Source organism: Pseudoduganella sp. jia 9 (assembly GCF_055502615.1).
On the sequence record NZ_JBUPWE010000010.1, the window covers coordinates 294,859 to 321,094 of the forward strand.

The 26,236-nt window shown below is 63.7% G+C and carries 26 protein-coding genes and 8 tRNA genes; 28 read left to right on the plus strand and 6 right to left on the minus strand.

Going from position 1 to position 26,236, the window contains the following annotated elements; genetic code table 11:
- Positions 1-7: 7 nt before the first annotated feature.
- The 6 genes from ACY34H_RS15290 to ACY34H_RS15315 all read left to right on the plus strand — a co-directional run bounded on the left by ACY34H_RS15290 (position 8) and on the right by ACY34H_RS15315 (position 5,116).
- Positions 8-868, plus strand: a complete 861-nt coding sequence (locus ACY34H_RS15290; protein WP_464978323.1) for a CheR family methyltransferase — start codon at positions 8-10, stop codon at positions 866-868.
- 27 nt (positions 869-895) lie between these two features.
- Positions 896-1,495 (plus strand): chemoreceptor glutamine deamidase CheD, encoded by a 600-nt coding sequence (gene cheD, locus ACY34H_RS15295; RefSeq protein WP_464978352.1) that lies wholly within the window; start codon positions 896-898, stop codon positions 1,493-1,495.
- A 24-nt stretch (positions 1,496-1,519) separates the two neighbouring features.
- Positions 1,520-2,590, plus strand: coding sequence for a protein-glutamate methylesterase/protein-glutamine glutaminase (locus tag ACY34H_RS15300; RefSeq protein WP_464978324.1), 1,071 nt, complete (start codon positions 1,520-1,522; stop codon positions 2,588-2,590).
- Between the two features lie 233 nt (positions 2,591-2,823).
- On the plus strand, positions 2,824-3,213 hold the full coding sequence (cheY, locus tag ACY34H_RS15305; RefSeq protein WP_131144818.1) for a chemotaxis response regulator CheY: 390 nt from the start codon (positions 2,824-2,826) through the stop codon (positions 3,211-3,213).
- A 4-nt stretch (positions 3,214-3,217) separates the two neighbouring features.
- Positions 3,218-3,871: a protein phosphatase CheZ gene (cheZ, locus tag ACY34H_RS15310; RefSeq protein WP_464978325.1), complete on the plus strand. Its 654-nt coding sequence runs from the start codon at positions 3,218-3,220 to the stop codon at positions 3,869-3,871.
- A 36-nt stretch (positions 3,872-3,907) separates the two neighbouring features.
- On the plus strand, positions 3,908-5,116 hold the full coding sequence (locus ACY34H_RS15315; RefSeq protein WP_464978326.1) for an EAL and HDOD domain-containing protein: 1,209 nt from the start codon (positions 3,908-3,910) through the stop codon (positions 5,114-5,116).
- Between the two features lie 118 nt (positions 5,117-5,234).
- Here the strand turns inward: ACY34H_RS15315 and panC are convergent, their stop codons facing one another.
- From panC to ACY34H_RS15330, 3 genes are read right to left on the minus strand one after another with little or no spacing between them, the layout of a single operon-like run.
- A complete protein-coding gene (panC, locus tag ACY34H_RS15320; protein ID WP_464978327.1) occupies positions 5,235-6,074 on the minus strand; it encodes a pantoate--beta-alanine ligase in 840 nt (279 codons plus the stop codon).
- Between the two features lie 50 nt (positions 6,075-6,124).
- Positions 6,125-7,015 (minus strand): segregation and condensation protein A, encoded by an 891-nt coding sequence (locus ACY34H_RS15325; RefSeq protein ID WP_464978328.1) that lies wholly within the window; start codon positions 7,013-7,015, stop codon positions 6,125-6,127.
- 18 nt (positions 7,016-7,033) lie between these two features.
- Entirely contained in the window at positions 7,034-7,246 is a 213-nt protein-coding gene (locus ACY34H_RS15330; protein ID WP_464978329.1) for a DUF3460 family protein, read from the minus strand.
- A 132-nt stretch (positions 7,247-7,378) separates the two neighbouring features.
- On the opposite strand from ACY34H_RS15330, the gene ACY34H_RS15335 reads away from it, so the two are divergent.
- Entirely contained in the window at positions 7,379-8,284 is a 906-nt protein-coding gene (locus ACY34H_RS15335) for a DMT family transporter (protein ID WP_464978353.1), read from the plus strand.
- A 61-nt stretch (positions 8,285-8,345) separates the two neighbouring features.
- Complete coding sequence (locus ACY34H_RS15340; protein ID WP_464978330.1) at positions 8,346-8,483, plus strand: hypothetical protein; 138 nt, start codon at positions 8,346-8,348, stop codon at positions 8,481-8,483.
- 193 nt (positions 8,484-8,676) lie between these two features.
- Here ACY34H_RS15340 and ACY34H_RS15345 read toward each other — a convergent pair whose 3' ends face one another.
- Both ACY34H_RS15345 and metG read right to left on the minus strand, forming a co-directional pair.
- A complete protein-coding gene (locus tag ACY34H_RS15345) occupies positions 8,677-9,153 on the minus strand; it encodes a GNAT family N-acetyltransferase (protein ID WP_464978331.1) in 477 nt (158 codons plus the stop codon).
- An 18-nt stretch (positions 9,154-9,171) separates the two neighbouring features.
- A complete protein-coding gene (gene metG, locus ACY34H_RS15350) occupies positions 9,172-11,319 on the minus strand; it encodes a methionine--tRNA ligase (RefSeq protein ID WP_464978354.1) in 2,148 nt (715 codons plus the stop codon).
- A gap of 125 nt (positions 11,320-11,444) precedes the next feature.
- Here metG and apbC point away from each other — a divergent pair, with 125 nt between their 5' ends.
- Genes apbC through ACY34H_RS15365 form a run of 3 tightly spaced genes read left to right on the plus strand, consistent with a single transcriptional unit; the run spans position 11,445 to position 14,060 of the window.
- Positions 11,445-12,527 carry an iron-sulfur cluster carrier protein ApbC gene (apbC, locus tag ACY34H_RS15355; RefSeq protein ID WP_464978332.1) on the plus strand — a complete coding sequence of 361 codons (1,083 nt, stop codon included), beginning with the start codon at positions 11,445-11,447 and terminating at the stop codon, positions 12,525-12,527.
- A 7-nt stretch (positions 12,528-12,534) separates the two neighbouring features.
- Positions 12,535-13,605, plus strand: coding sequence for a WD40/YVTN/BNR-like repeat-containing protein (locus ACY34H_RS15360; RefSeq protein ID WP_464978333.1), 1,071 nt, complete (start codon positions 12,535-12,537; stop codon positions 13,603-13,605).
- Positions 13,606-13,625: 20 nt separating this feature from the next.
- Complete coding sequence (locus tag ACY34H_RS15365) at positions 13,626-14,060, plus strand: DUF4399 domain-containing protein (RefSeq protein WP_464978334.1); 435 nt, start codon at positions 13,626-13,628, stop codon at positions 14,058-14,060.
- 64 nt (positions 14,061-14,124) lie between these two features.
- On the opposite strand, the gene ACY34H_RS15370 is transcribed toward ACY34H_RS15365, so the two are convergent.
- Positions 14,125-15,567: a serine hydrolase domain-containing protein gene (locus tag ACY34H_RS15370; RefSeq protein ID WP_464978335.1), complete on the minus strand. Its 1,443-nt coding sequence runs from the start codon at positions 15,565-15,567 to the stop codon at positions 14,125-14,127.
- A gap of 108 nt (positions 15,568-15,675) precedes the next feature.
- Here ACY34H_RS15370 and gltX point away from each other — a divergent pair, with 108 nt between their 5' ends.
- The 17 genes from gltX to ACY34H_RS15455 all read left to right on the plus strand — a co-directional run bounded on the left by gltX (position 15,676) and on the right by ACY34H_RS15455 (position 25,846).
- On the plus strand, positions 15,676-17,109 hold the full coding sequence (gltX, locus tag ACY34H_RS15375) for a glutamate--tRNA ligase (RefSeq protein WP_464978336.1): 1,434 nt from the start codon (positions 15,676-15,678) through the stop codon (positions 17,107-17,109).
- Between the two features lie 64 nt (positions 17,110-17,173).
- Positions 17,174-17,249: transfer RNA gene (locus ACY34H_RS15380), tRNA-Ala, on the plus strand.
- A gap of 73 nt (positions 17,250-17,322) precedes the next feature.
- Positions 17,323-17,398 (plus strand) — tRNA-Glu (locus ACY34H_RS15385).
- 107 nt (positions 17,399-17,505) lie between these two features.
- Positions 17,506-17,581, plus strand: a tRNA-Ala gene (locus tag ACY34H_RS15390).
- 37 nt (positions 17,582-17,618) lie between these two features.
- A tRNA-Glu gene (locus tag ACY34H_RS15395) sits at positions 17,619-17,694 on the plus strand.
- A gap of 51 nt (positions 17,695-17,745) precedes the next feature.
- Positions 17,746-17,821 (plus strand) — tRNA-Ala (locus tag ACY34H_RS15400).
- A gap of 44 nt (positions 17,822-17,865) precedes the next feature.
- A tRNA-Glu gene (locus ACY34H_RS15405) sits at positions 17,866-17,941 on the plus strand.
- A 158-nt stretch (positions 17,942-18,099) separates the two neighbouring features.
- Positions 18,100-18,645, plus strand: coding sequence for a hypothetical protein (locus ACY34H_RS15410; RefSeq protein ID WP_464978337.1), 546 nt, complete (start codon positions 18,100-18,102; stop codon positions 18,643-18,645).
- A gap of 13 nt (positions 18,646-18,658) precedes the next feature.
- Complete coding sequence (locus ACY34H_RS15415; RefSeq protein ID WP_464978355.1) at positions 18,659-19,783, plus strand: c-type cytochrome; 1,125 nt, start codon at positions 18,659-18,661, stop codon at positions 19,781-19,783.
- Between the two features lie 175 nt (positions 19,784-19,958).
- Positions 19,959-21,812 carry a cytochrome c oxidase subunit I gene (gene ctaD, locus ACY34H_RS15420; RefSeq protein ID WP_464978338.1) on the plus strand — a complete coding sequence of 618 codons (1,854 nt, stop codon included), beginning with the start codon at positions 19,959-19,961 and terminating at the stop codon, positions 21,810-21,812.
- Positions 21,809-22,474: a cytochrome c oxidase subunit 3 family protein gene (locus ACY34H_RS15425; protein ID WP_464978339.1), complete on the plus strand. Its 666-nt coding sequence runs from the start codon at positions 21,809-21,811 to the stop codon at positions 22,472-22,474. Before ctaD ends, ACY34H_RS15425 begins: the two co-directional genes overlap by 4 nt.
- 11 nt (positions 22,475-22,485) lie before the next feature.
- Entirely contained in the window at positions 22,486-23,205 is a 720-nt protein-coding gene (locus ACY34H_RS15430) for a heme-copper oxidase subunit III family protein (RefSeq protein ID WP_464978340.1), read from the plus strand.
- Positions 23,206-23,215: 10 nt separating this feature from the next.
- Positions 23,216-23,521 carry a cytochrome C oxidase subunit IV family protein gene (locus ACY34H_RS15435; protein WP_464978341.1) on the plus strand — a complete coding sequence of 102 codons (306 nt, stop codon included), beginning with the start codon at positions 23,216-23,218 and terminating at the stop codon, positions 23,519-23,521.
- Positions 23,522-23,619: 98 nt separating this feature from the next.
- Positions 23,620-23,695, plus strand: a tRNA-Glu gene (locus ACY34H_RS15440).
- 84 nt (positions 23,696-23,779) lie between these two features.
- A tRNA-Glu gene (locus ACY34H_RS15445) sits at positions 23,780-23,855 on the plus strand.
- A gap of 187 nt (positions 23,856-24,042) precedes the next feature.
- Positions 24,043-25,203 (plus strand): elongation factor P maturation arginine rhamnosyltransferase EarP, encoded by a 1,161-nt coding sequence (gene earP / locus ACY34H_RS15450; RefSeq protein WP_464978342.1) that lies wholly within the window; start codon positions 24,043-24,045, stop codon positions 25,201-25,203.
- Positions 25,204-25,270: 67 nt separating this feature from the next.
- A complete protein-coding gene (locus ACY34H_RS15455; RefSeq protein ID WP_137313822.1) occupies positions 25,271-25,846 on the plus strand; it encodes an elongation factor P in 576 nt (191 codons plus the stop codon).
- The last annotated feature ends 390 nt before the right edge of the window (positions 25,847-26,236 follow it).

Below are 26,236 nucleotides of genomic sequence, written 5' to 3' on the forward strand. Positions count from 1 at the left end.
GGGAGCAATGATGTCCAGAGATACCGTCAAGGAATTCGATTTCAACGGCCGCGACTTCGAGCGCGTGCGCGGGTTGATCTACAAGCGGGCCGGCATTTCGCTGGCCGACAGCAAGCAGGAGATGGTGTATTCGCGCCTGGCGCGGCGCCTGCGCGCGACCGGCATCACGTCGTTCGCGAAATACCTGGACGACCTGGAAGCGGGGCGCATGCCGGCCGAGTGGGAATCGTTCACCAACGCGCTGACGACGAACCTCACGTCGTTCTTCCGCGAGGCGCACCATTTCCCGCTGCTGGCCGAACACGTGAAGAAGCACAAGGGTGAAACGCTCAACATCTGGTGCTCGGCCAGTTCCACCGGCGAGGAGCCGTACTCGATCGCGATCACCGTATGCGAGGCGCTGAACACGCTGACGCCACCGGTGCACATCATCGCCACCGACATCGACACCAATGTGCTGGCCACGGCCGCCAACGGCATCTATCCGCTCGAACGGATCGAGAAGCTGACGGCCGAGCAGCAGCGCCGCTTCTTCCTGAAAGGGAAGGGCGACAAGGCCGGCATGGTGCGTGCGCGCCCGGAACTGCGCCAGCTGATCACGTATCGCCCGCTGAACCTGCTGGAAGAGCGCTGGGACATCCGCGGGCCGTTCGACGTGATCTTCTGCCGCAACGTGATGATCTACTTCGACAAGGCCACGCAGCGCAAGATCCTGTCGCGTTTCGTGCCGCTGATGAAGCCCGACGGCCTGCTCTTCGCCGGGCACTCCGAGAATTTCCTGTATGTGTCGGACTCGCTGAAGCTGCGCGGGAAAACCGTGTACGAACTGGACACCTCCGCACGGGCGTCCGTGCAGCAGCGGGCGTGATCGGCGCCCGCCATTGAAAGAACCATGATGGACAATGAACACATCGCCACCAACGTCTATTACGACCGCACGTTCGACTGCGAGGCGGCGAAGATCCTGCCGGGCGAGTACTACTTCACGCAGAAGGACATGCTGATCGTGACCGTGCTGGGATCGTGCGTGTCGGCCTGCATCCGCGACCGCGTGACGGGCCTGGGCGGCATGAATCACTTCATGCTCCCGGACGGCGGCGCGGATGCGAACAGCCCCGTGTCGGCATCGGCGCGGTATGGCACGTACGCGATGGAAATCCTGATCAACAGCCTGCTGAAATCGGGCGCCCGGCGCGACAACCTGGAAGCCAAGGTGTTCGGCGGCGGCGCGGTGCTGAAGGGTTTCACGGCGATGAACGTGGGCGAGCGCAACGCGGCGTTCGTGCAGACCTTCCTGCGCAACGAGCGAATCCGCGTGGTCGCCGAGGACCTGAACGATGTCTATCCGCGCAAGGTGTATTTCTTCCCCCGCAGTGGCAAGGTGCTGGTGAAAAAGCTGATGCAGTCGCATAACGACACGCTGGCGAAACGCGAAATCGAGTATGCCAGCCGCCTGAAAAAGCAGCCGGTGGCCGGCGAAATCGAGCTGTTCTGACGAGCGCAGTTTTACGAGGTAACTATGAAGATCAAAGTCGTCGTCGTCGACGATTCCGCGCTGATCCGCAGCGTGATGACGGAAATTATCAACAGCCAGCCAGACATGGAAGTGGTCGGCACGGCGCCCGACCCGCTGGTCGCGCGCGAGCTGATCAAGCAGACCAATCCGCACGTGCTGACGCTGGACGTGGAAATGCCGAAGATGGATGGCCTGGACTTCCTGGAAAAGCTGATGCGCCTGCGGCCGATGCCGGTGGTGATGGTCTCGTCGCTGACCGAGCGCGGCTCGGAAATCACGATGCGCGCGCTGGAACTGGGTGCGGTGGATTTTGTCCAGAAACCGAAGATTTCGATCCAGACCGGCATGCGCGAATATGCCGACCTGATCGCCGATAAAATCCGTGGCGCGGCAAAGGCCCGCATCCGGGCGCGCACGCTGCCCCAAGCGGGCGCCGAAGGGCACGCACCCCTGCCACAATTACGCAACCCGCTGATGTCGTCCGAAAAACTGATCATCGTCGGTGCCTCGACTGGCGGCACGGAGGCGATCCGGGAATTCCTGATGCAGATGCCGTCCGACTGCCCGGGGATCCTGATCACGCAGCACATGCCGGAAGGATTCACGCGCTCGTTCGCCAAGCGCCTGGACTCGCTGTGCAAGATCTCCGTGCAGGAAGCGCAAGGCAACGAGCGCGTGCTGCCGGGCCACGCCTACATCGCGCCCGGCCACTCGCATCTGCTGCTGGCGCGTTCCGGCGCGAATTATATGACCAGGCTCGACGGCGGCGAGCCCGTGAACCGGCACCGGCCGTCGGTCGACGTGCTGTTCAGGTCGGCCGCACAGCACGCGGGCAAGAACGCGGTGGGCGTGATCCTGACCGGCATGGGCAAGGATGGCGCGGCGGGGATGCTGGAGATGAAAGCGGCCGGGGCGTATAATTTTGCCCAGGATGAGGCCAGTTGCGTGGTGTTCGGCATGCCGCGCGAGGCGATCGCCGTCGGCGCCACCCACGAGGTGGGGGCGTTGCAGGCGCTGCCGGGCATGGTGCTGGGTTATCTGGCGCAGCACGGCATGCGAGCCTTGCGCGTGTAAAGAACAGGGCTGTTCGTGCCTGACGGTGGATACTGACCGGGTACGATTGGCGTGACATTGGCGAGATAGATGCGGTTGTGGTTTTTTCAGGTGCCTATGGCTTTTTCAGGTGCATTTGGGGCTTGTTTCATTCCCTAGGGGCAACTTAAATGCTATCCTTCAAAGATGCTGGTGGCGCGACCCAAACCGACACTCATTATTAATAACCGCGTAGAGAAACAACGGAGCAATTCATGGCTGATCCAAAGATGAAATTTCTGGTAGTAGACGACTTCTCGACGATGCGCCGCATCGTCCGGAATCTGTTGAAAGAACTGGGTTATGCCAATGTGGACGAAGCCGAAGACGGCGTGATGGCCCTGGCCAAGCTGCGCTCGGAACAGTTCGACTTCGTCGTGTCCGACTGGAACATGCCGAACATGGATGGCCTGACGATGCTGCAGAACATCCGTGCCGATCCCGCGCTGGCCAAGCTGCCGGTGCTGATGGTGACCGCCGAGGCGAAGAAGGAAAACATCATCGCCGCGGCCCAGGCCGGCGCCAACGGCTATGTCGTCAAGCCTTTCACGGCGGCCACGCTGGACGAAAAGCTGAACAAGATCTTTGAAAAGCTCGGAGCCTGATCCCATGGGTGAGCAAGCCGGCAGCGCCGTTCCGGACGGCGTGGATCCGCATGAAGAGTTCCTGACGCGCATCGGTCACATGACCCGTGCGCTGCACGAGAACCTGCGCGGGCTTGGGCTGGACAAATTGATCGAGAAAGCGGCGGAGGATATCCCGGACGCCCGCGATCGCCTCGACTACGTGGCGCGCCTTTCCGAAACCGCGGCGCAGAAGGTGCTCAATGCCACCGACGAGGCCGGCCCATTGCAGGACCGCATCTGCAGCGATGCAAAGGACCTGTCCGGCGCCTGGCAGGCGCTGCTCGATGGCCAGGCCGGCGATGCAGCCAACGCCGACTGGCGTGCGCTGGCGCAGCGCACCGTCGCCACGCTGGCCGCGACCACCGATGCCACCGGCGCCACCAAGGGCCACCTGATGGACATCATGATGGCGCAGGATTTCCAGGACTTGACCGGCCAGGTGATCAAGCGCGTCACCGCCATTGCGCAAAACCTCGAGCAGCAGCTGGTGCAGACGCTGATCGACTTCGCTCCCGAGCAGTTGAAGAAGGAGCTCGACAACGGTCTCCTCAACGGGCCGCAGATCGACAAGTCGAAAGACGGCGTGGTAGCCGACCAGAGCCAGGTCGACGACCTGCTCGACAGCCTCGGTTTCTGATCCAGGGCGGGCCCGGCCCGCCTTCCCCACATTCCCATGCACCAGACGAATTTTCTCGTTCGCGAGCCCTTGCTGGACCCGCAGCAGCGCGTGGTCGGCTATGAACTCGCATGGCAGCACGACGGCAGTGCCGCGCCCGCGCTGGCCGATCTGGAAGACCTGGTCGGCTTCGTGGCCGGCCACGTCAACGATGCCGAACGCGGCTGGCTGCTGCGCGACAAGACCCTGTTCCTGCAGGCGGTGCCGGGCATGCTGTCGACGGATGCGCTGCACGACCTGCCGCCGGAGCACACCGTGCTGTCGATCCGCACCGCCGAACTGGCCAATCCCGACACGCTGGCCGCCGTCCGCGCGCTGCGTGCCGGCAATGTCGGCATCCTGCTGCGTAACTGCGACCTGGCCCGGGCCGGCAACCGGCTGCCGATGATCGCTTCGTTCGTCGAGGTGCGCTTCACCGGCGCCGACGTGGCCGCGCAGGCACGCGCCTACGCGGCGCTGAAGCAGTCGTCGGTACGCATGGTCGGCAGGCCCGTGGCCACGTGGGAAGATTTCGATGCCTGTGCCGCACTGGGTATCGATGCGTTCGTCGGCAAGCTGCACCTGACGCCGCGGCCGGGCGCCGAGGCCAAGGGGATGAACCCGGCGCAGACGACCATCCTGCAACTGATGCAGATGGTGCAAGCCAATGCCGACGTGGCGAAGATCGAAAGCGTGCTGAAACGCGATGCCGCGCTGTCCTACAAGCTGCTGCGCTACATTAATTCAGCCGGCTTCGGTGCCGGCCGCGAAATCCAGTCGCTCAGGCAGGCCATCGCGCTGCTGGGCTACCAGCCGCTGTATCGCTGGCTGACCCTGCTGCTGGCCACGGCCAGCACGAGCGGCTATTCGCCGGTGCTGCTGGAAACGGCCGTCGTGCGCGGCCGGCTGGCCGAACTGCTGGGCCTGGCCGCGCTGGGCCGCGCCGACGCCGAGAACATCTTCGTGGCCGGCATGTTTTCCCTGCTGGACCGGCTGCTGGGGATTCCGATGAAGGAAGTGCTGGAAACCGTGCCGCTGTCGGCGGAAATCGTTGCCGCGCTGCTGGAGCGGGGCGGGCGTTTCGGCCCCTACCTGGCGCTGGCCGAGGCCTGCGAGCTCAACTCCGGCCTGGTGTCGTCGCTGGCGGCGTCGCTGCACTTGACGCCGGAAGAAGTTAACAAGGCGCACCTGTCGGCGCTGGCGTGGACGCAGAACGTGACCGGTTGACCGGAACACCAGCGCCGTGGCCGGTGTTGTCCCGTCACCGGTAACAGGCTCCAATTGTCTGGAAATATTTCCCGGAAACCGGAGCCTGTCACCGCTTCTGCGTTGCTGCGTTCCCGCGTCAGATTTCCAGGTTGTCGATCAGCCGCGTGGTACCCAGCTTGGCGGCGGCCAGCACCACCAGCGGCTCGCCCTGCGCCAGGTCGCCGGCGTTCGGCGGCTGCAGGTCGATGCGCTTGCGGATGCTGATGTAGTCCGGCTTCCAGCCGCGTGCGGCCAGGTCGTCCATGGCCTTGTGTTCGAGCTGGAATACGTCCAGGTGGCCCGAGCGCACTTCGCTGGCAACCGCGTTCAGCGCGTTGTACAGCGCAGGTGCCTCGGCGCGTTCGGTGGCGGACAGGTACATATTGCGCGACGACAGTGCCAGACCGTCTTCCGCGCGGAACGTTTCGGCGCCGATGATCTGCGTCGGCAGCGCGAACTGGCGCGCCATGTTGCGCACGATCATCAATTGCTGGTAATCCTTCTTGCCGAACACGGCCACCTTCGGCTGCACGCACGAGAACAGCTTGGTCACCACCGTGCAGACGCCATTGAAGAAGCCGGGGCGGAATTCTCCCTCAAGGATGTTGCCCAGGCCGTCCGGCGGCTGTACGCGGTATTCCTGCGGCTCCGGATACAGGTCTTTCTCGGTGGGCGCGAACAGCACGTACACGCCTTCCTTTTCCAGCTTTTCAACGTCGGCCTGGAAGGTGCGCGGGTATTTGTCGAAGTCCTCGTTCGGACCGAACTGCAGGCGGTTCACGAAGATCGATGCCACGACGGGATCGCCATGCTTGCGCGCCAGCCGCATCAGCGACAGGTGTCCTTCGTGCAGGTTGCCCATCGTGGGCACGAACGCGGTACGCAACTGGCCCGAGAGCTGGTCACGCAGTTCTTCGATGGAGGAAATGATTTTCATAATATTGTTCTTGGTTCAGACGAAAAATCGGGCCGCGCATTTGCGCCGCATCATGCCGGAGAATACGCGAGACGCACGTAGATCGGCGCAAACGGTTCGGCCTGGGTAATCTCGATCAGGGTTTCTTTCGCCAGTTCGAGCATCGCCACGAAGTTCACCACCAGGACCGGCACCCCGGCCGCGGCATCGAATAGGTCGGCGAATTCGACAAAGCGATGCGATTGCAGGCGCCGCAGGATAATCGTCATGTGCTCGCGCACCGACAGCTCTTCGCGGGAAATCCTGTGGTGCTGCTTCAGTGTCGCCCGCTTCATCAGGCCGCGCCAGGCTGCCTGCAGGTCCACCGCGCTGACGTCGGGCCATGCCGGCACCAGGCTCTGCTCGATGAAGATCTGCGTACGCACGAAATCGCGGTCGACCTGCGGCAATGTGTTCAGGTCGTAGGCGGCCAGCTTGATCTGCTCGTATTCGAGCAGGCGGCGCACCAGTTCGGCACGGGGATCCTCGGCTTCGATCTCGATGTCGTGCGGGCGCTGCGGCAGCAGCATGCGCGACTTGATCTCGATGAGCATCGCGGCCATCAGCAGGTACTCGGCGGCCAGTTCCAGGTTGGACAGGCGGATCTGATCGACGTACTTCAGGTATTGCAGCGTGACCTGGGCCATCGGGATGTCCAGGATATTGAAGTTCTGGCGGCGGATCAGGTACAGCAGCAGGTCCAGCGGACCTTCGAACGCTTCGAGGAAGATTTCCAGCGCGTCGGGCGGGATGTACAGGTCGTTCGGCAGCTTCAGCAGCGGCTCACCGTACAGGCGCGCGAAAGCGGCGCCATCGGCATCCGCCGCGGCGCTGATGTCAGCCGATACTGCCCCGTTCGGGGCGTCCGGTGCATCCGCGGTGGCAACGCTCTGCGCGTCGTCCACCGCGTCCTGTGGCAGCATGTGTGCCGTCCCGGAGGATCAGAGCTTGTTCTGGTAGACGTAAGGCTGTTGTGCGATGCGGGAATCGCGCTGGCGCGATTGCTCGTCCAGCGAAGTCGGTTCCTTGTCCCACAGCAGCGAGCGGCCTTGCTGCTGGCCGGCTTCGATGGCCGGATTCTTATCCTTGAGAGCCTTGATGAACTGGGTGTGATCGGACTCGTAACCGCGGTGTTGTTTGAACAGGAGTTTCATATCGTGAAAGAAGGGTGAAAACCAGCGGCTATTCTACCGCGCTGCGGCATGCTCAAGGGAATTTCCGGCCGTTCTGTCGTGCATTTCTGGCCTCGCTGCAACGTCTTGCCGGATCGGTTATTCTTTCCTGCAATGAATTCGCGCCTGACACTCCGCACCGCCGGCCTCCTGACCCTCGCGCCCCTGCTATGGGCAGGCAATGCCATCGTTGGCCGCCTGGTGCACGACCTGGTGCCGCCGATGACGCTGAATTTCCTGCGCTGGCTGCTCGCATTGCTGATCCTGCTGCCACTGGCGGGGCCGGTATTTCGCCGCGACAGCGGCTTGTGGCGGCACTGGCGGCGCTATGCCGTGCTGGGCCTCCTGGGTGTCGGCATGTACAACGCGCTGCAGTACCTGGCGCTGCAAAGCAGCACGCCGATCAATGTGACGCTGGTTGCAGCCGGCATGCCGGTGTGGATGATGGCGACCGGCTGGCTGTTTTTCGGTGCCGGCGTATCGCGCAAGCAGATGATCGGCGCCGCGCTGTCGATCGGCGGCGTGCTGGTGGTATTGGCGCGCGGCGAATGGAACCATTTACTGGAATTGCGCCTCGTTGCCGGGGATCTGTTCATGATCCTGGCGACGATTGCGTGGTCCTTATATAGCTGGCTGCTGACGCGAACCGCCGAACCGGCTGAACTGAAGAGTAACTGGGCATCGTTCCTGCTGGCGCAGGTAGGGTTCGGCGTCGCATGGTCGGGATTATTCGCGGCGGGCGAATGGGCATTCATGGATCCCGTCATCCACTGGAATGGCATATTGATTGCCGCGCTGATCTACGTCGCCATCGGGCCGGCAATCATTGCTTTTCGCTGCTGGGGCGCGGGCGTGCAGGAGGCGGGGCCGGCGATCGCCGCATTCTTCAGCAATCTGACACCGCTGTTTGCCGCACTGATGTCTTCCGCATTTCTCGGCGAGGCGCCGCATATGTATCACGGCATTGCGTTCCTGCTCATCGTCGGCGGTATTGTCGTGTCATCGCGCCGCACATCATGAGTGCGCCGGGCATGTTATGGACCTGTTATCTTGGCGCCGTCCCCACGAATGCGGAGGCACCATGTACAAGAAACTCGTTATCATCGCCGCGGCGCAATTCCTATTGATGACATGCCTGACGGCATGCGACCAGTCGGCACCGCCAAAACCGCCAAAACCCATTGCTGAGCAAACCCAGCAACCAGACAGCCGGCCGTGAACGCCGGCTTTTTTTATTTCCTGATAAAAAATTTCCAAAAGACGGGGTCTGACCCCGAAGTGCGGAAACATTGTCGAGACGCTGTTGAAATCGGTGCTTTTTGCCGCGGCCCATGCAAGAAACTGGTTGGATCGCGCCAAATGTTGGCACGTACTCGGCAAAATTCGACGACTGTGTGTGAAACAGGCAACGGCTATCGCAACGTGCGGCGCATGACGAGCGGGGCGGGTTCCAGCGGGTTGGCGTGCGAATATTCGAGCTCTTCTGCAAGCTCGAATTCAAAGGCGGAATAGAAATCCACCAGCTTGCGTTGATCGCTGCGCACGGCGAGACGCAGTTCGCCGATGCCGCTTTCAATGCCGTGGTGAATCACCGCCTCCAGTAAATGCTGGGACAGGTTATTGCCGCGATACCCCGGCAAGATACCCATCCTTAATATCTCCCAGCAATCCAGCTCCGTATCGTGCGGCAGCCAGCGCACGGAACCGATCGGGTCGTTCTCGTTCAACAAAATAAAACCGCCGCCTTGCCGCAGATGTTCTGCGACGAGGACGGCGGTTTCACGGTGGCCGCTGGAGGTGACGCTGACTTTACCGGCCCACGCATGGCGCGTGAGGCCGGCAATTATCGGTGCGTCGGTGCCAGAGGCAGTCCGGACGACGAATTTCATCGGCGAATCAATTCCTTTTTATCGGATGCGCATGCCCGGTTCGGCGCCCGGCCATGGATTGAGGATATAAATACCGGGAGCGGCTTTCTCGTCCGCGGCGGACGCGGCCAATACCATGCCTTCGGAAATGCCGAATTTCATCTTGCGGGGTGCCAGGTTTGCCACCAGCACCGTCAATTTACCGACCAGGTCGGCCGGCTGGTACATCGACTTGATGCCGGAGAAAACATTGCGGTGGCGGCCTTCGCCCACGTCCAGTGTCAGGCGCAGCAATTTATCGGAACCCTCGACGTGTTCGCAATTGACGATCTTCGCGATGCGCAGATCGATTTTCGCGAAATCGTCGATCTTGATTTCAGGCGCCAGCGCTTCGATGGAGCCAGCGGTGTCGGCGGACGGAATGCCTGCAGCGGCCGCCGGAGTGGCGGCGGGCGCTGCGGCCGGCTTCGGCGCATCGAACAGCTCGTCGATCATCTTCGCATCCACGCGGGTCATCAGGTGGCTGTAGGCACCGATCGTGCGGCCCAGCATGGCCGACGAAGCCGCGTGCAGCCCCGTGTCGGCCCAGCTCAGGACCTCATCGTTCAGGAATGCCTTGACGTTCGCGGCCACGCCCGGCAGCACCGGCGACAGCAGGATCGTCAACTGGCGGAACAGGATCAGCGCCGTGGTGCAGACTTCGTGCAGCTCGGCCAGCTTCGTTTCGTCCTTGGCCAGCACCCATGGCTTGTTCTCGTCCACGTACTGGTTCGTCACGTCGGCGATTTCCATGATGTCGCGCAGCGCCTTGCCGAACTCGCGGTTCTCGTAGTTGAGCGCGATCGCGTCGGCGCGCACGTGGCCTTCGGCATTGGTCAGCGCCCGCTCGATCCAGCCCAGCGAAGTATCGGACAGCTGGCTGGCCAGCTTGCCATCGAATTTCTTGGCGATGAAACCGGCGCAGCGGCTGGCGATGTTGACGTATTTGCCGATCAGGTCGGAGTTTACGCGGGCAACGAAATCATCGCCCGTGAAGTCCAGGTCTTCCACCTTGGAATTGAGCTTGAAGGCGATGTAGTAACGCAGCCATTCCGGGTTCATGCCCAGGTTCAGGTAGCGCAGCGGCGAAATGCCGGTGCCGCGCGACTTGGACATTTTTTCATTGTTGACCGTCAGGTGGCCGTGCACATTGACCTTCAGGTTGTCGATCACCGGGTGATCGGCGAATTTCAGCATCGCCGGCCAGAACAGCAGGTGGAACGACACGATATCCTTGCCGATGAAGTGGATCTGCTCGGTGGCCGGATCGCGCAGGAAAGTGTCGTAATCGATGCCCTGCTTGCCGAAGTAATTCTTCAGCGAAGCCAGGTAGCCGACCGGCGCATCCAGCCACACATAGAAGAACTTGCCCGGCGCATCGGGAATCGGGATGCCGAAATAGGGCGCGTCGCGCGAGATATCCCAGTCGGCCAGCTTTTCGCCGGCTTCGCCCAGCCATTCCGATACCTTGTTGACCATTTCCGGCTGCAAGCGGCCCGGCGTGTTCAGCCAGTCGCGCAGGAATTCAAAGCAGCGCGGATCGGACAACTTGAAGAAATATTGTTCGGATGGCTTCAGCACCGGCGTGGCATTGGTGAACACGGAATATGGATTCACCAGGTCGGTCGGCTGGTAGGCGGCGCCGCACACTTCGCAATTGTCGCCATACTGGTCCTTCGCGCCGCATTTCGGGCATTCGCCCTTGATATTGCGGTCGGCCAGGAACATGCCTTTCACCGGGTCGAAGAAGCGGTCGACGGTTTTCGTCTGGATCAGGCCAGTGTCGCGCAGCTTGCGGTAGATACCCTGCGACAGTTCGACGTTTTCCGGCGAATCGGTGGAGTACCAGTTGTCGAAGGCAATATGGAAACCGTCCAGGTACTGGGCCCGGCCGGCGGCGATTTTCGCCACGAATTCCTGCGGCGTGATGCCTTCCTTTTCGGCGGCGATCATGATCGGCGTGCCGTGCGTATCGTCGGCGCCGACGAAATGCACTTCGCGCGGCCGGTTTTCACCATCCACGCTGTCGCGCTGCATTCGCTGGAAACGGACCCAGATGTCGGCCTGGATATATTCCATCATGTGGCCGATATGGAAGGCGGCGTTTGCGTAGGGCAGGGCGGTGGTGACGAACAGCTTGCGAGTCATGGTCAGCGCGAAGAAGTGATATAAAAGGGCCATTTTACCAGCCCATGCGGCGGTGTGCGGCGTTGCGTAGGCTCATGCCCCCGGCCGATTTGCGCTAGACTTCCGCTTCAAACACGGAGATTTACATGAGCATCACAGTCGAAGACGTCAAGGCAGCCTTGTCCAAGGTGGTCGATCCGAATACCACGAAGGATTTCATCGCGACCAAATCGGTCCGCAACCTGAAAGTCGAAAATGGCCAGATCGGCCTGGACATCGAGCTGGGCTACCCGGCGAAAAGCCAGATCGAGCCGATCCGCGCCAGCGTGCTGGCGGCATTGCAAGGCTTCGGGCTGCCGGTCAACCTGAATGTCTACAGCAAGATCATTGCCCACACGGTGCAGCGCGGCCTGAAGCCGCTGCCCAATGTCAAGAACATCATCGCGGTTGCCTCGGGCAAGGGCGGGGTCGGCAAGTCGACCACGGCCGTCAACCTGGCACTGGCGCTGGCTGCCGAAGGCGCCACGGTCGGCGTGCTGGATGCGGACATCTATGGTCCGTCGCAGCCGATGATGCTGGGCGTGTCGGGCCGCCCCGTCACGAAGGACGGCAAGTCGATGGAGCCGATGGAAGGCCACGGCGTGCAGGTCTCGTCGATCGGCTTCCTGATCGATCCGGACGAGCCGATGGTGTGGCGCGGCCCGATGGTCACGCAGGCGCTGCAGCAGTTGCTGGACCAGACCAACTGGCGCGATCTCGACTATCTCGTCATCGACATGCCGCCAGGCACCGGCGACATCCAGCTGACGCTGTCGCAGAAGGTGCCCGTGACCGGTGCCGTCATCGTCACGACGCCGCAGGACATCGCGCTGCTCGATGCACGCAAGGGCCTGAAGATGTTCGAGAAGGTCGGCATCCCGATCCTGGGCGTGGTGGAGAACATGAGCACGCACATCTGCTCGAATTGCGGCCACGTCGAGGAGATCTTCGGTGCCGGCGGCGGCGAGAAGATGACCCAGGACTTCAAGGTCGACTTCCTGGGCAAGCTGCCGCTGAAGATGTCGATCCGCGAGCAGACCGATTCCGGCAAGCCCACGGTGGTGGCCGACCCGGACGGCGCGGTGGCCGGCATCTACCGCGAGATCGCCCGCAAGGTCGCGATCCGCGTGGCGGAAAAGGCCAAGGACATGACCAGCAAGTTCCCGACCATCGTCGTGAAGAACGACTGATCCGGGGATGGCGATCCGATCCATCGCGCTCGCCGTCCTGGCTGTCGCCGCGCCGGGGCTGTCCCTGGCCGATCCTCAGCAGGACGGTGCCCGGCAGGACGCCTGGCAGCCGCAGGCCAGCGGCACGCAGGCGGAACTGCGCGGCCTGTCGGTCGTGAGTTCCACCGTGGCGTGGGCCAGCGGCGCGAAGGGTACCGTGCTGCGCACCGTCGATGGCAAGACCTGGAGCGTGCTGGCCGTGCCGGGCGCGGAGAAGCTCGATTTCCGCGACATCCACGCGGTCGACGCCGATACGGCGATCGCGATGAGCGCCGGCCCCGGTGACGCATCGCGCATCTACCGGACTGCCGACGGCGGCGTTACCTGGCAACTGGCCATCACCAATCCCGATCCGCGCGGCTTCTGGGATGCGATCGCGTTCTGGGATGCGCGCCGCGGCATCCTGTTCGGCGATCCGGTGGACGGCCGCTTCCAGGTGCGCGTCACCGGCGACGGCGGTGCCACCTGGCAGCCGGTGGCCGACGGCGAGGGCCTGCGCGCATTGCCCGGCGAAGGTGCGTTCGCGGCCAGCGGCACCTGCCTGACGGTGGCCGGCAGCGGCGACGCGTGGTTCGCCACCGGTGGCGCGCAGGATCCGCGCGTGTTCCGTTCGAACGATGGCGGACGCACGTGGCAGGCCGCGGCGGTGCCGGTTGCCGCCGGTGCGCCGGCGCGAGGGCTGTTCTCGGTGGGATTCCGGGATGGCCGGGTGGGCATCGCGGCGGGTGGCGACTACAAGGAAGTGAGCCTGGCGGGCGTCAATGGTGCCCGTACCGAGGATGGCGGCGCCAGCTGGACGCCGCTGCAGGTGCTGCCGGCCGGCTACATGTCGGTGGTGGTGCCGGTGCGCGGCGCGCCCAACGCGTTCGTGGCGGCGGGCCTGGCGGGATCGGGGTATTCTGCCGATGCGGGCAAGAGCTGGGAGGTGCTGGACCGCACGCCGCTCAACACGGTCGGCTTCGCGTCGCCGATGGCCGGCTGGGCCGTCGGGCCCAAGGGTCTCGTGATGAAATACACGGGAGCGCCGCTGAACCAGTAACGGGAGGATGGATGAAACGCATGCCGATTCTGATCATGGCCGCGCTGGCGAGCGGCTCGCTTGCGGCGCTGGCGCAGCCGCCTTCCGTGCAGCCATCCTCCACGCAATCCCTCTCCACGCAGGCCTCGCCCATCTCATTCGTCGAACCCCAGGATGGCGCCACGGTGCGCAGTCCGTTCGTGGTGCGGCTCGACGTGGTCGGCAAGGAAGTCACGAAGGCCGGTGCCGACGTGCCGAATGCCGGCCATCATGTCCTGATCGTCAACGGCACCCCGTTCACGAAAGGGCAGGCGATTCCCGCCGATGCCATGCACCTGCACTGGAAGAACGGCCAGGCCGAGGACAAGGTGCGCCTGCCCGCCGGCACCTACCGGCTGACGGCCCAGTTCGCCAATGGCGAACGGCAATCCTATGGTCCTGAACTGAGCAGGACCATCACCGTCATCGTCAAGTAAGAGCGCCTGGCAAGACCTTCATGGCCAGGAGCCGCAACGCCGCCATCGAAGTTTTTGGCGGGAATTATTTCGCCTTCTCGAACACCGTATCCAGCCCCGGCGCGATGACGCGTCCCCGTTCGTTGCTGGCGGCGAAACGCAGTTCCGCCTCCATCGACGTGACGAACCAGCTGCCGTCCGGCGCCGCGTACAGCGGCTCGGCGGCGCCGTCGCGCAGCGCGACAGTCAGGCCGTCGCCGCTGCGGGCGATCGTGAAGTCGCCCAGGCCATCGATCACGTACCTGCCGGGCAACGCGGCCAGCGCGGCGGCGGGCGTGGCGATCGCGCTGCGCACCCTGGCACGCTGCGTCGGCCACGCGTAGGCGCTGGCGACCGCGCGCACGATGGCGCCGGCGAGTTCGCCGCCGCGGTCGCCGTTGGTCATCACGGCCACGCCGTCGCCCCGCTCCGTATAGGCGACGAGCAGGTTCTGGTAGCCCGCGTTGGCGCCGCCGTGGCCGAAGCTCTGTGCCTGCCCGGTGCCGTCGATGCGCCAGCCGAGGCCGAAGTTGTCCAGCACCGGTGACAGCATCAGCTGCGTCATCGATTGCGACAGAACCTTGTTCGACTGGCCCGCCGCCGACAGTTTTACCTCGATCGCCAGCTTCGCCAGGTCCGACGGCGTGCTCCACAGGCCGGCCGCCGCCAGTTCGGGATAGGTATGCGGGCCGCCGGCGATCGGCTTGCCGGCCGCGTCATGCGGCAGGGCGGCGCGCGCCAGCAGCGCGGGCGGCAGCGGTTGCGCGAACGTGCTGTCGGTCATCGCCAGCGGCTTGAGCACCGACTCCTGCGCCAGTTGCGCGAAGCCGTTCCTGGTGCGCTCGCCGATCACGTACTCGATCACTTCATACCCGCCGCCCGAATAGCGCCACTTGGTGCCGGGCTTCGCCGATACATGCACGCCGCGCGAATTCGCCGGGGCGGCGCCGTTCAGCAGCTGCACCAGCGTCGGTACCTTCGTGCCCGCCGCATAGCCGGCGAAGCCGTGCACCGTGGTGCCGGCCGTGTGCGACAGCAGCTGGCGCAGCGTGACCGGGGAATCGTCGATGTTGTTCGGCAGCTTCCACCATTGCGTGTAGCCGTTGATGTTGGCGTCCAGCGCCAGGATGCCGCCTTCCACCAGCTTCAGCGTGGCCAGCGCGGCAACCGGCTTGCTGATCGAGCCGGCCTGGAACAGCGTGCCCGGCGTGACGGCCGCGCCGCCCGGCGTCACCACGCCATATCCCTTTGCCCATTCGATCGCACCGGCATGGATCACCGCGATGCTGGCACCCGGCACGCCAAGCCGGGCCATCTCGTCGGCAAGGCGGCGCTGCACGGGCGGCGCGCCGGCGATCGCGATGGCCGGCTGCAGGCCCGATTCGACGGCGGCGATGCGCGCCGCCAGGCCTGGCTCGCCCGCTGCCAGCGCGGGCAGGGCGAACACGAGGAGGGGAAGGGCTGGCAGCAGGGGCAGGCGGTGGTTCAAGGTCTGGCTCCACGAGTCTCGGTATGCCCGAGTATAAGCGAGGTGGGGGCAGGATTCGGGCGGAGGCGAGTTAAAATAGGCCCTTTACAGCTATTGCCTCAGACCGAAATGACGACTGCACCAGCAACTTCCTCCGCCACCCGGGTCGATACCCCGGTTCGTACCCGGTTTGCGCCCAGCCCGACCGGCTTCCTCCACCTGGGCGGCGCCCGCACGGCACTGTATTCCTGGGCCTACGCGCGCCACTTCGGCGGCACCTTCGTGCTGCGCATCGAGGATACCGACCTGGAACGCTCCACGCCGGAAGCCGTGCAGGCGATCATCGACGGCATGCAATGGCTGGGCCTGGACCATGACGAAGGCCCGTTCTACCAGATGCAGCGGATGGACCGCTACCGCGAGGTAATCGGGCAGATGCTGGAAGCCGGCACCGCCTACCACTGCTACTGTACGCCGGAAGAAGTGGAGGCGATGCGCGAGCGCTTCCGCGCCGCCGGCGAAAAGCCCCGCTATGACGGCACCTGGCGCCCCGAGGAAGGCAAGACGCTGCCGGCCATTCCCGCCGGCCGCAAGCCGGTGGTGCGCTTCAAGAATCCGCTCGATGGCGACGTGACGTGGAACGACGTGGTGAAGGGCCCGATCACGATCTCCAACAAGGAGCTGGACGACCTGGTCATCGCCCGCACCGATGGCACGCCGACGTACAACTTCTGCGTGGCGGTGGATGACTGGGACATGCGCATCACCCACGTGCTGCGCGGCGACGACCATGTCAACAACACGCCGCGCCAGATCAACATCCTGCGTGCGATCGGCGCCCAGCTGCCGGAGTACGGCCACCTGCCGATGATCCTCGGTTCGGACGGCCAGAAGCTGTCGAAGCGCCACGGCGCGGTCAGCGTGATGGAATATCCGGCCCAGGGCTTCCTGCCGGAAGCGATGCTCAACTACCTGGCACGCCTGGGCTGGAGCCATGGCGACGATGAAGTGTTCTCGATGGAACAGTTCTGCGAGTGGTTCAACCTGGAGCACCTGACGGCCTCGCCGGCGCAGTTCAACAACGAAAAGCTGGCGTGGCTGAACAACCACTGGATCAAGCAGGCCGACAATGCCCGCCTGGCCGAACTGGCGCAGCCGCGCATGCTGGAAGCGGGCGCCGTGTTCGACGGTGCTCCGGCGTTGCCGACCGTGCTGGCGCTGCTGAAGGAGCGCAACAATACCGTCAACGAACTGGCCGACGCGGCCATGCTGTTCTACCGCGACCCGCAGCCGGATGCGGCGCTGATGACGCAGCATTTCACCGATGCCGTGAAGCCGGCGCTGGCGCTGTTCGCCGAGCGCATCGCCACGGTCGAGTGGAGCAAGGAAGCGATCGCCGCGATGATCAAGGAAGTGCTGGCCGCCAATGGCCTGAAGATGCCGCAACTGGCGATGCCGCTGCGCCTGATCGTTACCGGCCAGTTGCAGACGCCGGCGATCGATGCCGTACTGCAGCTGTTCGGCCGCGATGTCGTGCTGGCGCGCGTCGGCAAATACCTCTGAAAATCTTTCATCTGGGTATTTGCGTTTTCTCAAACCGCTGCTATACTTCTGTCTCTTCGCAAACGGGGGTATAGCTCAGCTGGGAGAGCGCTTGCATGGCATGCAAGAGGTCAGCGGTTCGATCCCGCTTACCTCCACCAGTTTGGCGAAGTGGTTGTGGCAGCAAATCAGCAGTAAATCAGCTGTAAATAAGCAGCAGCAAGGAAGTTCCGGGTCCCCATCGTCTAGAGGCCTAGGACATCACCCTTTCACGGTGAGTACCGGGGTTCGAATCCCCGTGGGGACGCCAAGGTTTGGTAGTCGAAGTTTGTTGTAACTGTCGCGGCACGTAGTAATGCCAGTCGCGGCAGTGGTAACAAAAGTCGCGTGAGCGGCTTTTATTTTGTCTGTGCCAGCGGGGGTATAGCTCAGCTGGGAGAGCGCTTGCATGGCATGCAAGAGGTCAGCGGTTCGATCCCGCTTACCTCCACCAAGATGGCGCAGGCAGAATGTTGTGGTAGCAGTCCAGGGTCCCCATCGTCTAGAGGCCTAGGACATCACCCTTTCACGGTGAGTACCGGGGTTCGAATCCCCGTGGGGACGCCAGCGGTTTTGGCAGTGGCAGTAAAGCAGTGGCAGTAGATTGTCTGTACCAGAGGGGGTATAGCTCAGCTGGGAGAGCGCTTGCATGGCATGCAAGAGGTCAGCGGTTCGATCCCGCTTACCTCCACCACCGGGCAGACAACAGCAGTAATTCAGCAGTATCGGAAGTTCAAGGTCCCCATCGTCTAGAGGCCTAGGACATCACCCTTTCACGGTGAGTACCGGGGTTCGAATCCCCGTGGGGACGCCAAAGCAGTATCGATGATCAAGCCGCCGCGAGCGGCTTTTTTGTTGTCTGTCCGTCCGTTCCGAAGTTCCTCTTGCAGTTCGAAATTCTCTCCTTGTTCCTGCGCGGTTCCGACCTACACTCAAAGTGTTCCTCGTCGTGAACGCATTGGGGAGGCATATATGGAAATGCATGGTTTTGGCCTGCGTCTGGGTTCGCACCTGCACGCCTATCTTCACCGAATGCGCGTGCAGTCGCATCGCTGGACGGCGCGCGAGCCAGACTGGGCAATCGGCGCGCTGGCCGGCTTCGGTGCCGGCGGCATCGTGATGCTGGTGGAGCTGGCGTTCGCCGCGGCCATCGGCACGGACCCGTGGCGCACGCCGCGCCTGGTCGCCGCAATGGTGCTGGGTTCGCCGGTGCTGCAAGTGGGCGGCTACAGTCTTGAAGTGCTCGTCGCCGCGCTCGCCGTGCATTACCTGCTCGGCACCTTCTTCGGCCTCGTGCTTGCCGCACTCATGGCGCCATTCCATCTCGATTCCAGCGCCGTCATGGCCGTCACCGCCGGCGCCCTGTTCGGCCTGCTGCTGTACCTGTTCAACTTCTACGTGATCACGGGTGTCCTGCCGTGGTTTGCCGAAATGCGCGGATGGGTCACCGTTCTTGGCCACGTCGAGTTCGGCGTGATGGCGGGGCTGATCTACCGGATGCTGGAACGGCGGCGCTGAGGCGGCCATGGCCATCGCGCTGGCAGCAACGCTGGTGTTGATCGCCATTGGCGCGGTGGTGTTCCACTTCGCCAGCCCGTGGCAGCAGTTGCCGATCGCATCGAACTGGCATGCGATGGACGATGCCTTGTGGCTGACGTTCGTGATCACCGGCGTTGCATTCGTCGTGCTGCACCTGTTCGTTGCCTTTGCGCTGGTGCGCTACCGCCATCGCGAGGGCCACCGGGCATCGGCCGAACATGGCAACCGGCGGCTCGAATGGTGGCTGATCGCGGTCACCACGGTCGCCATCATCGGGCTGCTGGCGCCCGGGCTGACCGTCTACGCACGGCTCATCGATCCGCCCGCCAGTGCGCATGTGTTCGAGGTGATGGGCCGGCAATGGCAATGGCACTACCGCTTGCCGGGGCAGGACGGCAAGCTGGGCGCGGCCGGTGCGCGCTTCATCAGCGGTGCGAATCCGTTCGGCATCGATCCGCAGGATGCGCATGGGCAGGACGACGTGCTGGTGCAGGGCCAGGAACTGCATCTGCCGCTGAACCGTCCCGCACTGGCGCAACTGCGCGCGCAGGACGTGCTGCACGACTTCTACGTGCCGCAGTTCCGCGCGCGGATGAACATGGTGCCGGGCATGACCACGCAGTTCTGGTTCACGCCGGAGCGCACCGGCCGCTACGAAGTGATGTGTGCACAGCTGTGCGGCGTCGGGCATTCGAACATGCGCAGCTGGGTCGTCATCGACGAGCCGCGCGCCTATGCCGACTGGCTGGCGCGGCAGCCCACGTTCGGCGGCGGCGACCCTTCCGCATCTGCGGGAGCTTCGGGGCCGGCGGGGGCGCCCGGCGGGCCGGCCGAACCGGGCAAGGTGGGCCGGCTGCTGGCGCAGCAGAAGGGCTGCATCGCCTGCCACAGCCTGGATGGCAGCCGTGGCGTGGGGCCGTCGTGGAAGGGGCTGTACGGCAGTACCGAGGCGCTGGAAGGCGGCGGCACGGTGAAGGTGGACGATGCCTACCTGCGGCAGGCGATCAATGTGCCGCAGGCCAGCATCGTGCGCGGCTACCCGCCCGTGATGCCGCCGGCCGCGCTGTCGGATGAGGAACTGGCGGCCGTCGTCGACTATATCAAGACGGTGCGCTGAGCCGTGCCGCGGGCGGCACGCCGGGCCGCGTACCGGGTCGCGCACCGGGTCGCGCAATGCGCCACGCAATGCGCCGCACACTGAGTCGCGCACTGAGTCGCGCACTGAGTTGCGCAATGAGTTGCGCAATGAACCGAGCACCGAGCTGTTCACCGAGACCGGGACCGGAGGCAAGATGTCCGACGAAATCGAGGAAAGCCATGCCGGCGGCGACGCCGCCGATGAGTCCGGCCACGGGGCGGCGGATGACCATGCCCCGACCAGCTTCCTGCGCCGCTACGTCTGGAGCCAGGACCACAAGGTGATCGCCATCCAGTACACGCTGACGGCGCTGGTGGTGGGCGTGATCGGCATCGTGCTGTCCGACCTGATGCGGCTGCAGCTGGGTTTCCCCGGCAAGTTCGACTTCATCGACCCGGCCAGCTACTACCAGTACATCACGATGCACGGCATGATCATGGTGATCTACCTGCTGACGGCGATCTTCCTGGGCGGCTTCGGCAACTACCTGATCCCGTTGATGGTGGGCGCGCGCGACATGGTGTTCCCGTACCTGAACATGCTCAGTTTCTGGTTCTACCTGCTTGCGGTGCTGATCCTGGTCGCCAGCTTCTTCGTGCCGGGCGGGCCAACGGGCGCGGGCTGGACGCTGTATCCGCCCCAGGCCATCCTGCCGGGCACGCCGGGCATCGAGGCCGGCATCGTCGTGATGCTCGTGTCGCTGCTGGTCTTCATCGCGGCGGCCACCATGGGCGGGCTGAATTACGTGACGACGATCCTGCAGGCGCGCACGCGCGGCATGACCCTGATGCGCATGCCGCTTACCGTGTGGGGCATCTTCATCGCCACGATCCTGGCGCTGCTGGCGTTTCCCGCGCTGTTCGTGTCCGGCGTGATGATGCTGCTCGACCGGGTGCTGGGCACGAGCTTCTTCATGCCGGCCATCGTGTCGATGGGACAGCCGCTGGGCTACAGCGGCGGCAGCCCGCTGCTGTTCCAGCACCTGTTCTGGTTCTTCGGCCATCCCGAGGTGTACATCGTGGCGCTGCCCGCGTTCGGCATCATTTCCGACCTGATCAGCGTGCATGCGCGCAAGTGCATCTTCGGCTACCGCATGATGGTGTGGGCGATCGTGATCATCGGCGCGCTGTCGTTCGTGGTATGGGCGCACCACATGTACGTGTCCGGCATGCATCCGTGGTTCGGCTTCTTCTTCGCGGTCAGTACGCTCGTGATCGCCGTGCCGACTGCGCTGAAGGTGTACAACTGGACGCTGACGCTGTGGCGCGGCGACATCCACCTGACCGTGCCGATGCTGTTCGCCCTCGGGTTCATCAGCACCTTCCTGATCGGCGGGCTGACCGGCCTGTTCCTCGGCAATGTCAGCGTCGATATCCCGCTGTCGAACACGTACTTCGTCGTCGCCCACTTCCACATGGTGATGGGGGTATCGCCCGTGCTGGCAGTGTTCGGCGGCATCTATCACTGGTATCCGAAAGTCACCGGCCGCATGTACCACGAACGCATGGCGCAACTGCACTTCTGGATCACCTTCCTGGGCGCGTATGCGATCTTCTTCCCGATGCACTACCTGGGCCTGCTCGGCATGCCGCGCCGCTACTATGCCTACGATGACTACAACTTCATTCCGCCGTCCGCGCAATCGCTGAATGCCTTCATCACCGTGGCGGCGCTGGTGGTCGGCATCGCGCAACTGCTGTTCCTGGCGAACCTCGCCTGGAGCGCGCGGCGCGGCCAGCCGGCCGGCGCCAATCCCTGGCGCGCCGGCAGCCTGGAATGGCACACGCCGCAGACACCCCCCGCCCACGGCAACTGGGGCGCGCACCTGCCGGTGGTGTACCGCGGACCGTACGGCTATGGCCGCAGCGGGCCCGAGGGCGCCGAGGGTGATTACCTGCCGCAGAACGTCGGTCCCGACGAGCCCGACGAAGCCGATGGCGGCGCCGGACATGGGGGCGTGCCAATGCCGGGCCCGGCAAGCCCGATCGAAGGAGGGGAGCGAACATGACGATGCGCATGCTGTGGTTCTGCGATATGCGGTGCCCGTTCCAGCCGGACGGATACTGGCCCGGCTCCGGCCCCGCACCCTACGGCACCCGCGAAGTGGGCTTGTGGGCGTTCATCGGCGTCGTCTGCACCCTGTTCGCGCTGTTCGGCGCGGCCTACCTGATGCGGATCGGCTACGAGGACTGGCGCCTGCTGCCGCCGGTGCCGTGGCAATTGTGGCTGTCGACGGCACTGCTGGCGGCCGGCGATGCGGCGTGGCTGCTGGCGGCGCGGCCGGCGGCACGGCGCCGGCCGCGGCTCGCGCACCGGCTCGGCTTGCTCGGCTGGATGTTGTCCGCGGCATTCGTTGCCAGCCAGCTGGGCGCCTGGGAGGCGATGGCCGCGCAGCGGATCGTCGTCACCGCGGGGCCGGCCGCCGGGTTCTTCTACATGCTGACGGGCTTGCACATCGTCCACGTGGCGGGCGGCATGCTCGCTGCCGCTTGGGTGCTGGCGCGACGGCGGCCGGATGACGGCCTGCGGTTCGGCGAAAGCCTGGCGCTGTGCGCACGCTACTGGCATGCATTGCTGCTGCTGTGGTGCGCGGTATTCGCCCTGCTGTTCGGCATGACACCGGAACTGGTGCGCGAGATCTGCACCACGCTCGGCATTCCGGCACGTTGACGGGAGGAGCGATGTCCGCGCAAGCCGATGCCCCGGTGCCGAAGCCTCAACATGCCGGCCCGTCCGCGGATTCCGGCCGCCCGTTCGCCGGCACATTCGCCGGCCTCGCCGCCGACCTCGCGGGCGACCGTGCCATGTTCCACGTCCCCTGGGGCAAGGCGATGATGTGGATCTTCCTGCTCAGCGACACGTTCATCTTCGGCACGTTCCTGACCGGCTACATGTCGGTACGGATGGCCACCACCACCGCATGGCCGAATCCCAGCGAAGTTTTCGCGCTGACGATCGGCGGGGTGCACCTGCCGCTGATCCTGATCGCCATCATGACCTTCGTGCTGATCTCCAGCAGCGGCACGATGGCGATGGCCGTCAATTACGCCTACCGGGGGGAGCGCAAGCGCTGCGCGGCGCTGATGGCGGTAACGGCCCTGTTCGGTGCGCTGTTCGTCGGCATGCAGGCATTCGAATGGAGCAAGCTGATCGCCGAAGGGGTGCGGCCGTGGAGCAACCCCATGGGCTCGCCCCAGTTCGGCGCCAGCTTCTTCATGATCACCGGCTTCCACGGGCTGCACGTGAGTGCCGGTGTCATCTACCTGACTCTCGTTGCGCGGCAGGTCGCGCGCGGCGCGTATGAACGCAAGGGTTATGGCATCGTCGAGATCGCCGGCCTGTACTGGCACTTCGTCGACCTGGTCTGGGTCTTCATCTTTGCATTGTTCTACCTGTGGTAGGGAGGGTGCGATGGAAGGGCAGCAACATCCGGTCGGGCTGTACCTGAAGGTGTGGGGGCTGCTGTTCGTGCTCAGCGCGCTGTCGTACCTTGTCGACGTGCTGCACCTGCAGGGCTTCCTGCGCTGGACGCTGATCCTTGTGCTGATGACGGCCAAGGCGGCGCTGATCGTCGCCATCTTCATGCACCTGCGCTGGGAGCGGCTGGCGCTTGTCTGCGTGGTCGTGATTCCGCCGGCGGCGCTGCTGGTGCTGGCAGGGATGATGGCGGCCGAGTCGGATTATGTGTTTGCCCTGCGCAGCCTGTATCCCCGGTAACAGCCCCGAAAAACGGCAACTCGCGTTGCCGGACAGTACGAGTTTCACCCTTGTAACGGCAATAAGGCCGGTGCTATAATGCGCGCACGCTTTTCGACGTCCCCATCGTCTAGAGGCCTAGGACATCACCCTTTCACGGTGAGTACCGGGGTTCGAATCCCCGTGGGGACGCCAGGTTTCGCAGGAAATCGTTTTTACCAGTTTTCATCCCCGGTTCAACGATGTCGCGATGCTTCCAGTCAGTCAAGCCAGTCCAGGGTCCCCATCGTCTAGAGGCCTAGGACATCACCCTTTCACGGTGAGTACCGGGGTTCGAATCCCCGTGGGGACGCCAAGAATATCGAGCCGCACGCGAAACGCCCGTTTCGGTGCGGTTTTTTGTTTTCAGCTCGGGAGCCGGCCGCGTTCACGCCCGCTGTTTTCAAGCCCACTGTTTCTAACCCGCTGTTTCTAGCCTACTGTTAAGTCGCTTTTCGGTTCCACCTTCTCAATCCGGTTTTTTGCACGTCACCGTCCCCGCCATGAACCAATTTCAAACGCTGGCATTGTTCTGCAAGGTCGTCGACAACTATGGCGACATCGGCATCTGCTGGCGGCTCGCGCGGCAACTGGTGCGCGAACACGGTATCGCCGTCACGCTGTGGGTCGACGACCTCGCCAGCTTCGCGCGCATCTGCCCGCAGGTCGATCCGCTGGCTGCAGCCCAGCAGGTGGCCGGCGTTTCCATTTACCACTGGCGCGACCAGGAAGGCACGTATTACCCGGAAGACGTGGCAGACATCGTCATTGAATTCTTCGCGGTCGATATCCCGCCCGGCTACGTGACGGCGATGGCGCAACGGCAGGTCCGGCCCGTATGGCTGAACCTGGAAGGCTTGACGGCCGAGGAATGGGTCGAAGGTTGCCATACGCTGCCGTCAATGCATCCGCGCCTGCCGCTCACCAAGCATTTCTTTTTCCCGGGCTTTACCGGCAAGACGGGCGGCCTGCTGCGCGAAGCGGAACTGTTCGACGAGCGCGACCGGTTCCAGCGGGATCCTGCGGCGCTGTCCGCCTTCCTCGGTGGCCTGGGCCTCGAAGCGGCCGAGCGGGCGGCATGCAAGGTTTCCCTGTTCTGTTATCCGCATGCGCCCGTGGCCGGCCTGTTCGATGCGTGGCAGCGCGGCAGTGCGCCAGTGGTTTGCCTGGTGCCGGAGGGGGTGGTCAAGGATGAGGTGCGCGGCTTCCTCGGCGCCGAACCGGCGAGCGGAGCCTTCCGCACGCAGGGCATGCTGACGGTGCGCGTATTGCCATTCGTGCCGCAAGCCGATTACGACCGGCTGCTGTGGGCCTGCGATGTCAATATCGTGCGCGGCGAAGACTCCTTCGTGCGGGCGCAATGGGCAAATCGGCCATTTGCCTGGCATATTTATCCGCAGGACGAAAACCTGCACCATAAAAAACTGCGGGCTTTTCTCTTGCGGTATTGCGCCGCGCAGTTTGGCGGCAATGCCGCGGCGCTCGAACGATTCACGCTGGCATTCAACGGCGTCGAACAAGATGCGGAATGGCCGGTACTTTGGCAAAGCTTGTCCGGCAGTCTGGATCAATTGGCATGCCGCTCTGCCAATTGGCAAAATGCGCTGTTGGAAAATGGCGACCTGACGGCGAATCTGCTCGCATTCGCCGATTCCACTCGGTAGGCGCCGTATCGAGAACATGGTATGATGAGCGGTTAGTGAAACCCATTTTTAGTAGGTACTCTCTCTTATGAAACCCGCAAAAGAAATTCGTGTTGGCAACATCATCATGGTTGACGCAAAGCCCTTCATCGTGCTGCGTTCCGACGTCAACGGCTCGAGCCGCACGGGCTTCACCTACAAGTGGAAGATGAAGAATCTTCTGACGAACGCTCCGCTGGAGAACGTCTTCCGCGGCGACGACAAGTTCGACGTGGTCGTCCTCGACAAGAAGCCGGTGACCTACTCGTACTTCGCCGATCCGCTGTACGTGTTCATGGATGAAGAGTACAACCAGTACGAAATCGAAGAAGAAAACCTGGGCGACGCGCTGAATTACCTGAAAGACGGCATGGAATGCGAAGCCGTGTTCTATGACGGCAAGGCGATTTCCGTCGAACTGCCGACCACCATCGTGCGCCAGATCGTTTACTCGGAACCAGCCGTCAAGGGCAATACCTCGGGTAACGTGCTGAAGGAAGCCAAGATCGAAAACGCGATCGAATCGAAGCGCCACACCGTGCAGGTTCCGCTGTTCGTCAGCCAGGACGATTCCATCGAAATCGACACCCGCACCAACGAATACAAGCGCGTGGTCCGCAACTAAGCTGTTTGCGCCGCTCGCAAAAAACGCTGCCTCGTGCAGCGTTTTTTTTTGCGGGTGCGCCCAGCATGGGCGCACTCCTGTGGGTGAAAGTCCCGCCGCGAGCTGACCACAGCGAGCGAAGTGAAGCGCAACTGCGGAAGAGTAATCGACCGTGGGAAGGAAGCGTGGAGCGTAAATCATGAGCCGAGGAACACGAATCGCATAGAAGGCGCTGCCAAGCAGGGCGAGCGGGCCCAAGACCGCGAAGCTCTTGTGGTCAAGGCGAAGCGGCGTAGATGCGGCGGTTGTGTGATGAAGGAGTGCGGCCCTTACCTGGGGACGCCCTGCCTCACGTCTGAAAGGACGGCGGCGTTGCCGTAGCAGGGTCTCAGCAGAGGTCATAGTAGTTGG

Coding starts and splice junctions, on each gene's coding strand:
- ACY34H_RS15425 (WP_464978339.1), top strand. CDS start 21,809: ATGACGATGCGCATGCTGTGGTTCTGCGATATGCGGTGCCCGTTCCAG.
- ACY34H_RS15315 (WP_464978326.1), top strand. CDS start 3,908: ATGCACCAGACGAATTTTCTCGTTCGCGAGCCCTTGCTGGACCCGCAG.
- ACY34H_RS15360 (WP_464978333.1), top strand. CDS start 12,535: ATGGCGATCCGATCCATCGCGCTCGCCGTCCTGGCTGTCGCCGCGCCG.
- earP (WP_464978342.1), top strand. CDS start 24,043: ATGAACCAATTTCAAACGCTGGCATTGTTCTGCAAGGTCGTCGACAAC.
- panC (WP_464978327.1), bottom strand. CDS start 6,074: ATGAAAATCATTTCCTCCATCGAAGAACTGCGTGACCAGCTCTCGGGC.
- ACY34H_RS15335 (WP_464978353.1), top strand. CDS start 7,379: ATGAATTCGCGCCTGACACTCCGCACCGCCGGCCTCCTGACCCTCGCG.
- ACY34H_RS15330 (WP_464978329.1), bottom strand. CDS start 7,246: ATGAAACTCCTGTTCAAACAACACCGCGGTTACGAGTCCGATCACACC.
- ACY34H_RS15430 (WP_464978340.1), top strand. CDS start 22,486: ATGTCCGCGCAAGCCGATGCCCCGGTGCCGAAGCCTCAACATGCCGGC.
- cheD (WP_464978352.1), top strand. CDS start 896: ATGGACAATGAACACATCGCCACCAACGTCTATTACGACCGCACGTTC.
- ACY34H_RS15435 (WP_464978341.1), top strand. CDS start 23,216: ATGGAAGGGCAGCAACATCCGGTCGGGCTGTACCTGAAGGTGTGGGGG.
- cheZ (WP_464978325.1), top strand. CDS start 3,218: ATGGGTGAGCAAGCCGGCAGCGCCGTTCCGGACGGCGTGGATCCGCAT.
- ACY34H_RS15325 (WP_464978328.1), bottom strand. CDS start 7,015: ATGCTGCCACAGGACGCGGTGGACGACGCGCAGAGCGTTGCCACCGCG.
- ACY34H_RS15365 (WP_464978334.1), top strand. CDS start 13,626: ATGCCGATTCTGATCATGGCCGCGCTGGCGAGCGGCTCGCTTGCGGCG.
- ACY34H_RS15410 (WP_464978337.1), top strand. CDS start 18,100: ATGGAAATGCATGGTTTTGGCCTGCGTCTGGGTTCGCACCTGCACGCC.
- ACY34H_RS15290 (WP_464978323.1), top strand. CDS start 8: ATGATGTCCAGAGATACCGTCAAGGAATTCGATTTCAACGGCCGCGAC.
- cheY (WP_131144818.1), top strand. CDS start 2,824: ATGGCTGATCCAAAGATGAAATTTCTGGTAGTAGACGACTTCTCGACG.
- ctaD (WP_464978338.1), top strand. CDS start 19,959: ATGTCCGACGAAATCGAGGAAAGCCATGCCGGCGGCGACGCCGCCGAT.
- ACY34H_RS15340 (WP_464978330.1), top strand. CDS start 8,346: ATGTACAAGAAACTCGTTATCATCGCCGCGGCGCAATTCCTATTGATG.
- ACY34H_RS15300 (WP_464978324.1), top strand. CDS start 1,520: ATGAAGATCAAAGTCGTCGTCGTCGACGATTCCGCGCTGATCCGCAGC.
- ACY34H_RS15345 (WP_464978331.1), bottom strand. CDS start 9,153: ATGAAATTCGTCGTCCGGACTGCCTCTGGCACCGACGCACCGATAATT.
- gltX (WP_464978336.1), top strand. CDS start 15,676: ATGACGACTGCACCAGCAACTTCCTCCGCCACCCGGGTCGATACCCCG.
- apbC (WP_464978332.1), top strand. CDS start 11,445: ATGAGCATCACAGTCGAAGACGTCAAGGCAGCCTTGTCCAAGGTGGTC.
- ACY34H_RS15455 (WP_137313822.1), top strand. CDS start 25,271: ATGAAACCCGCAAAAGAAATTCGTGTTGGCAACATCATCATGGTTGAC.
- metG (WP_464978354.1), bottom strand. CDS start 11,319: ATGACTCGCAAGCTGTTCGTCACCACCGCCCTGCCCTACGCAAACGCC.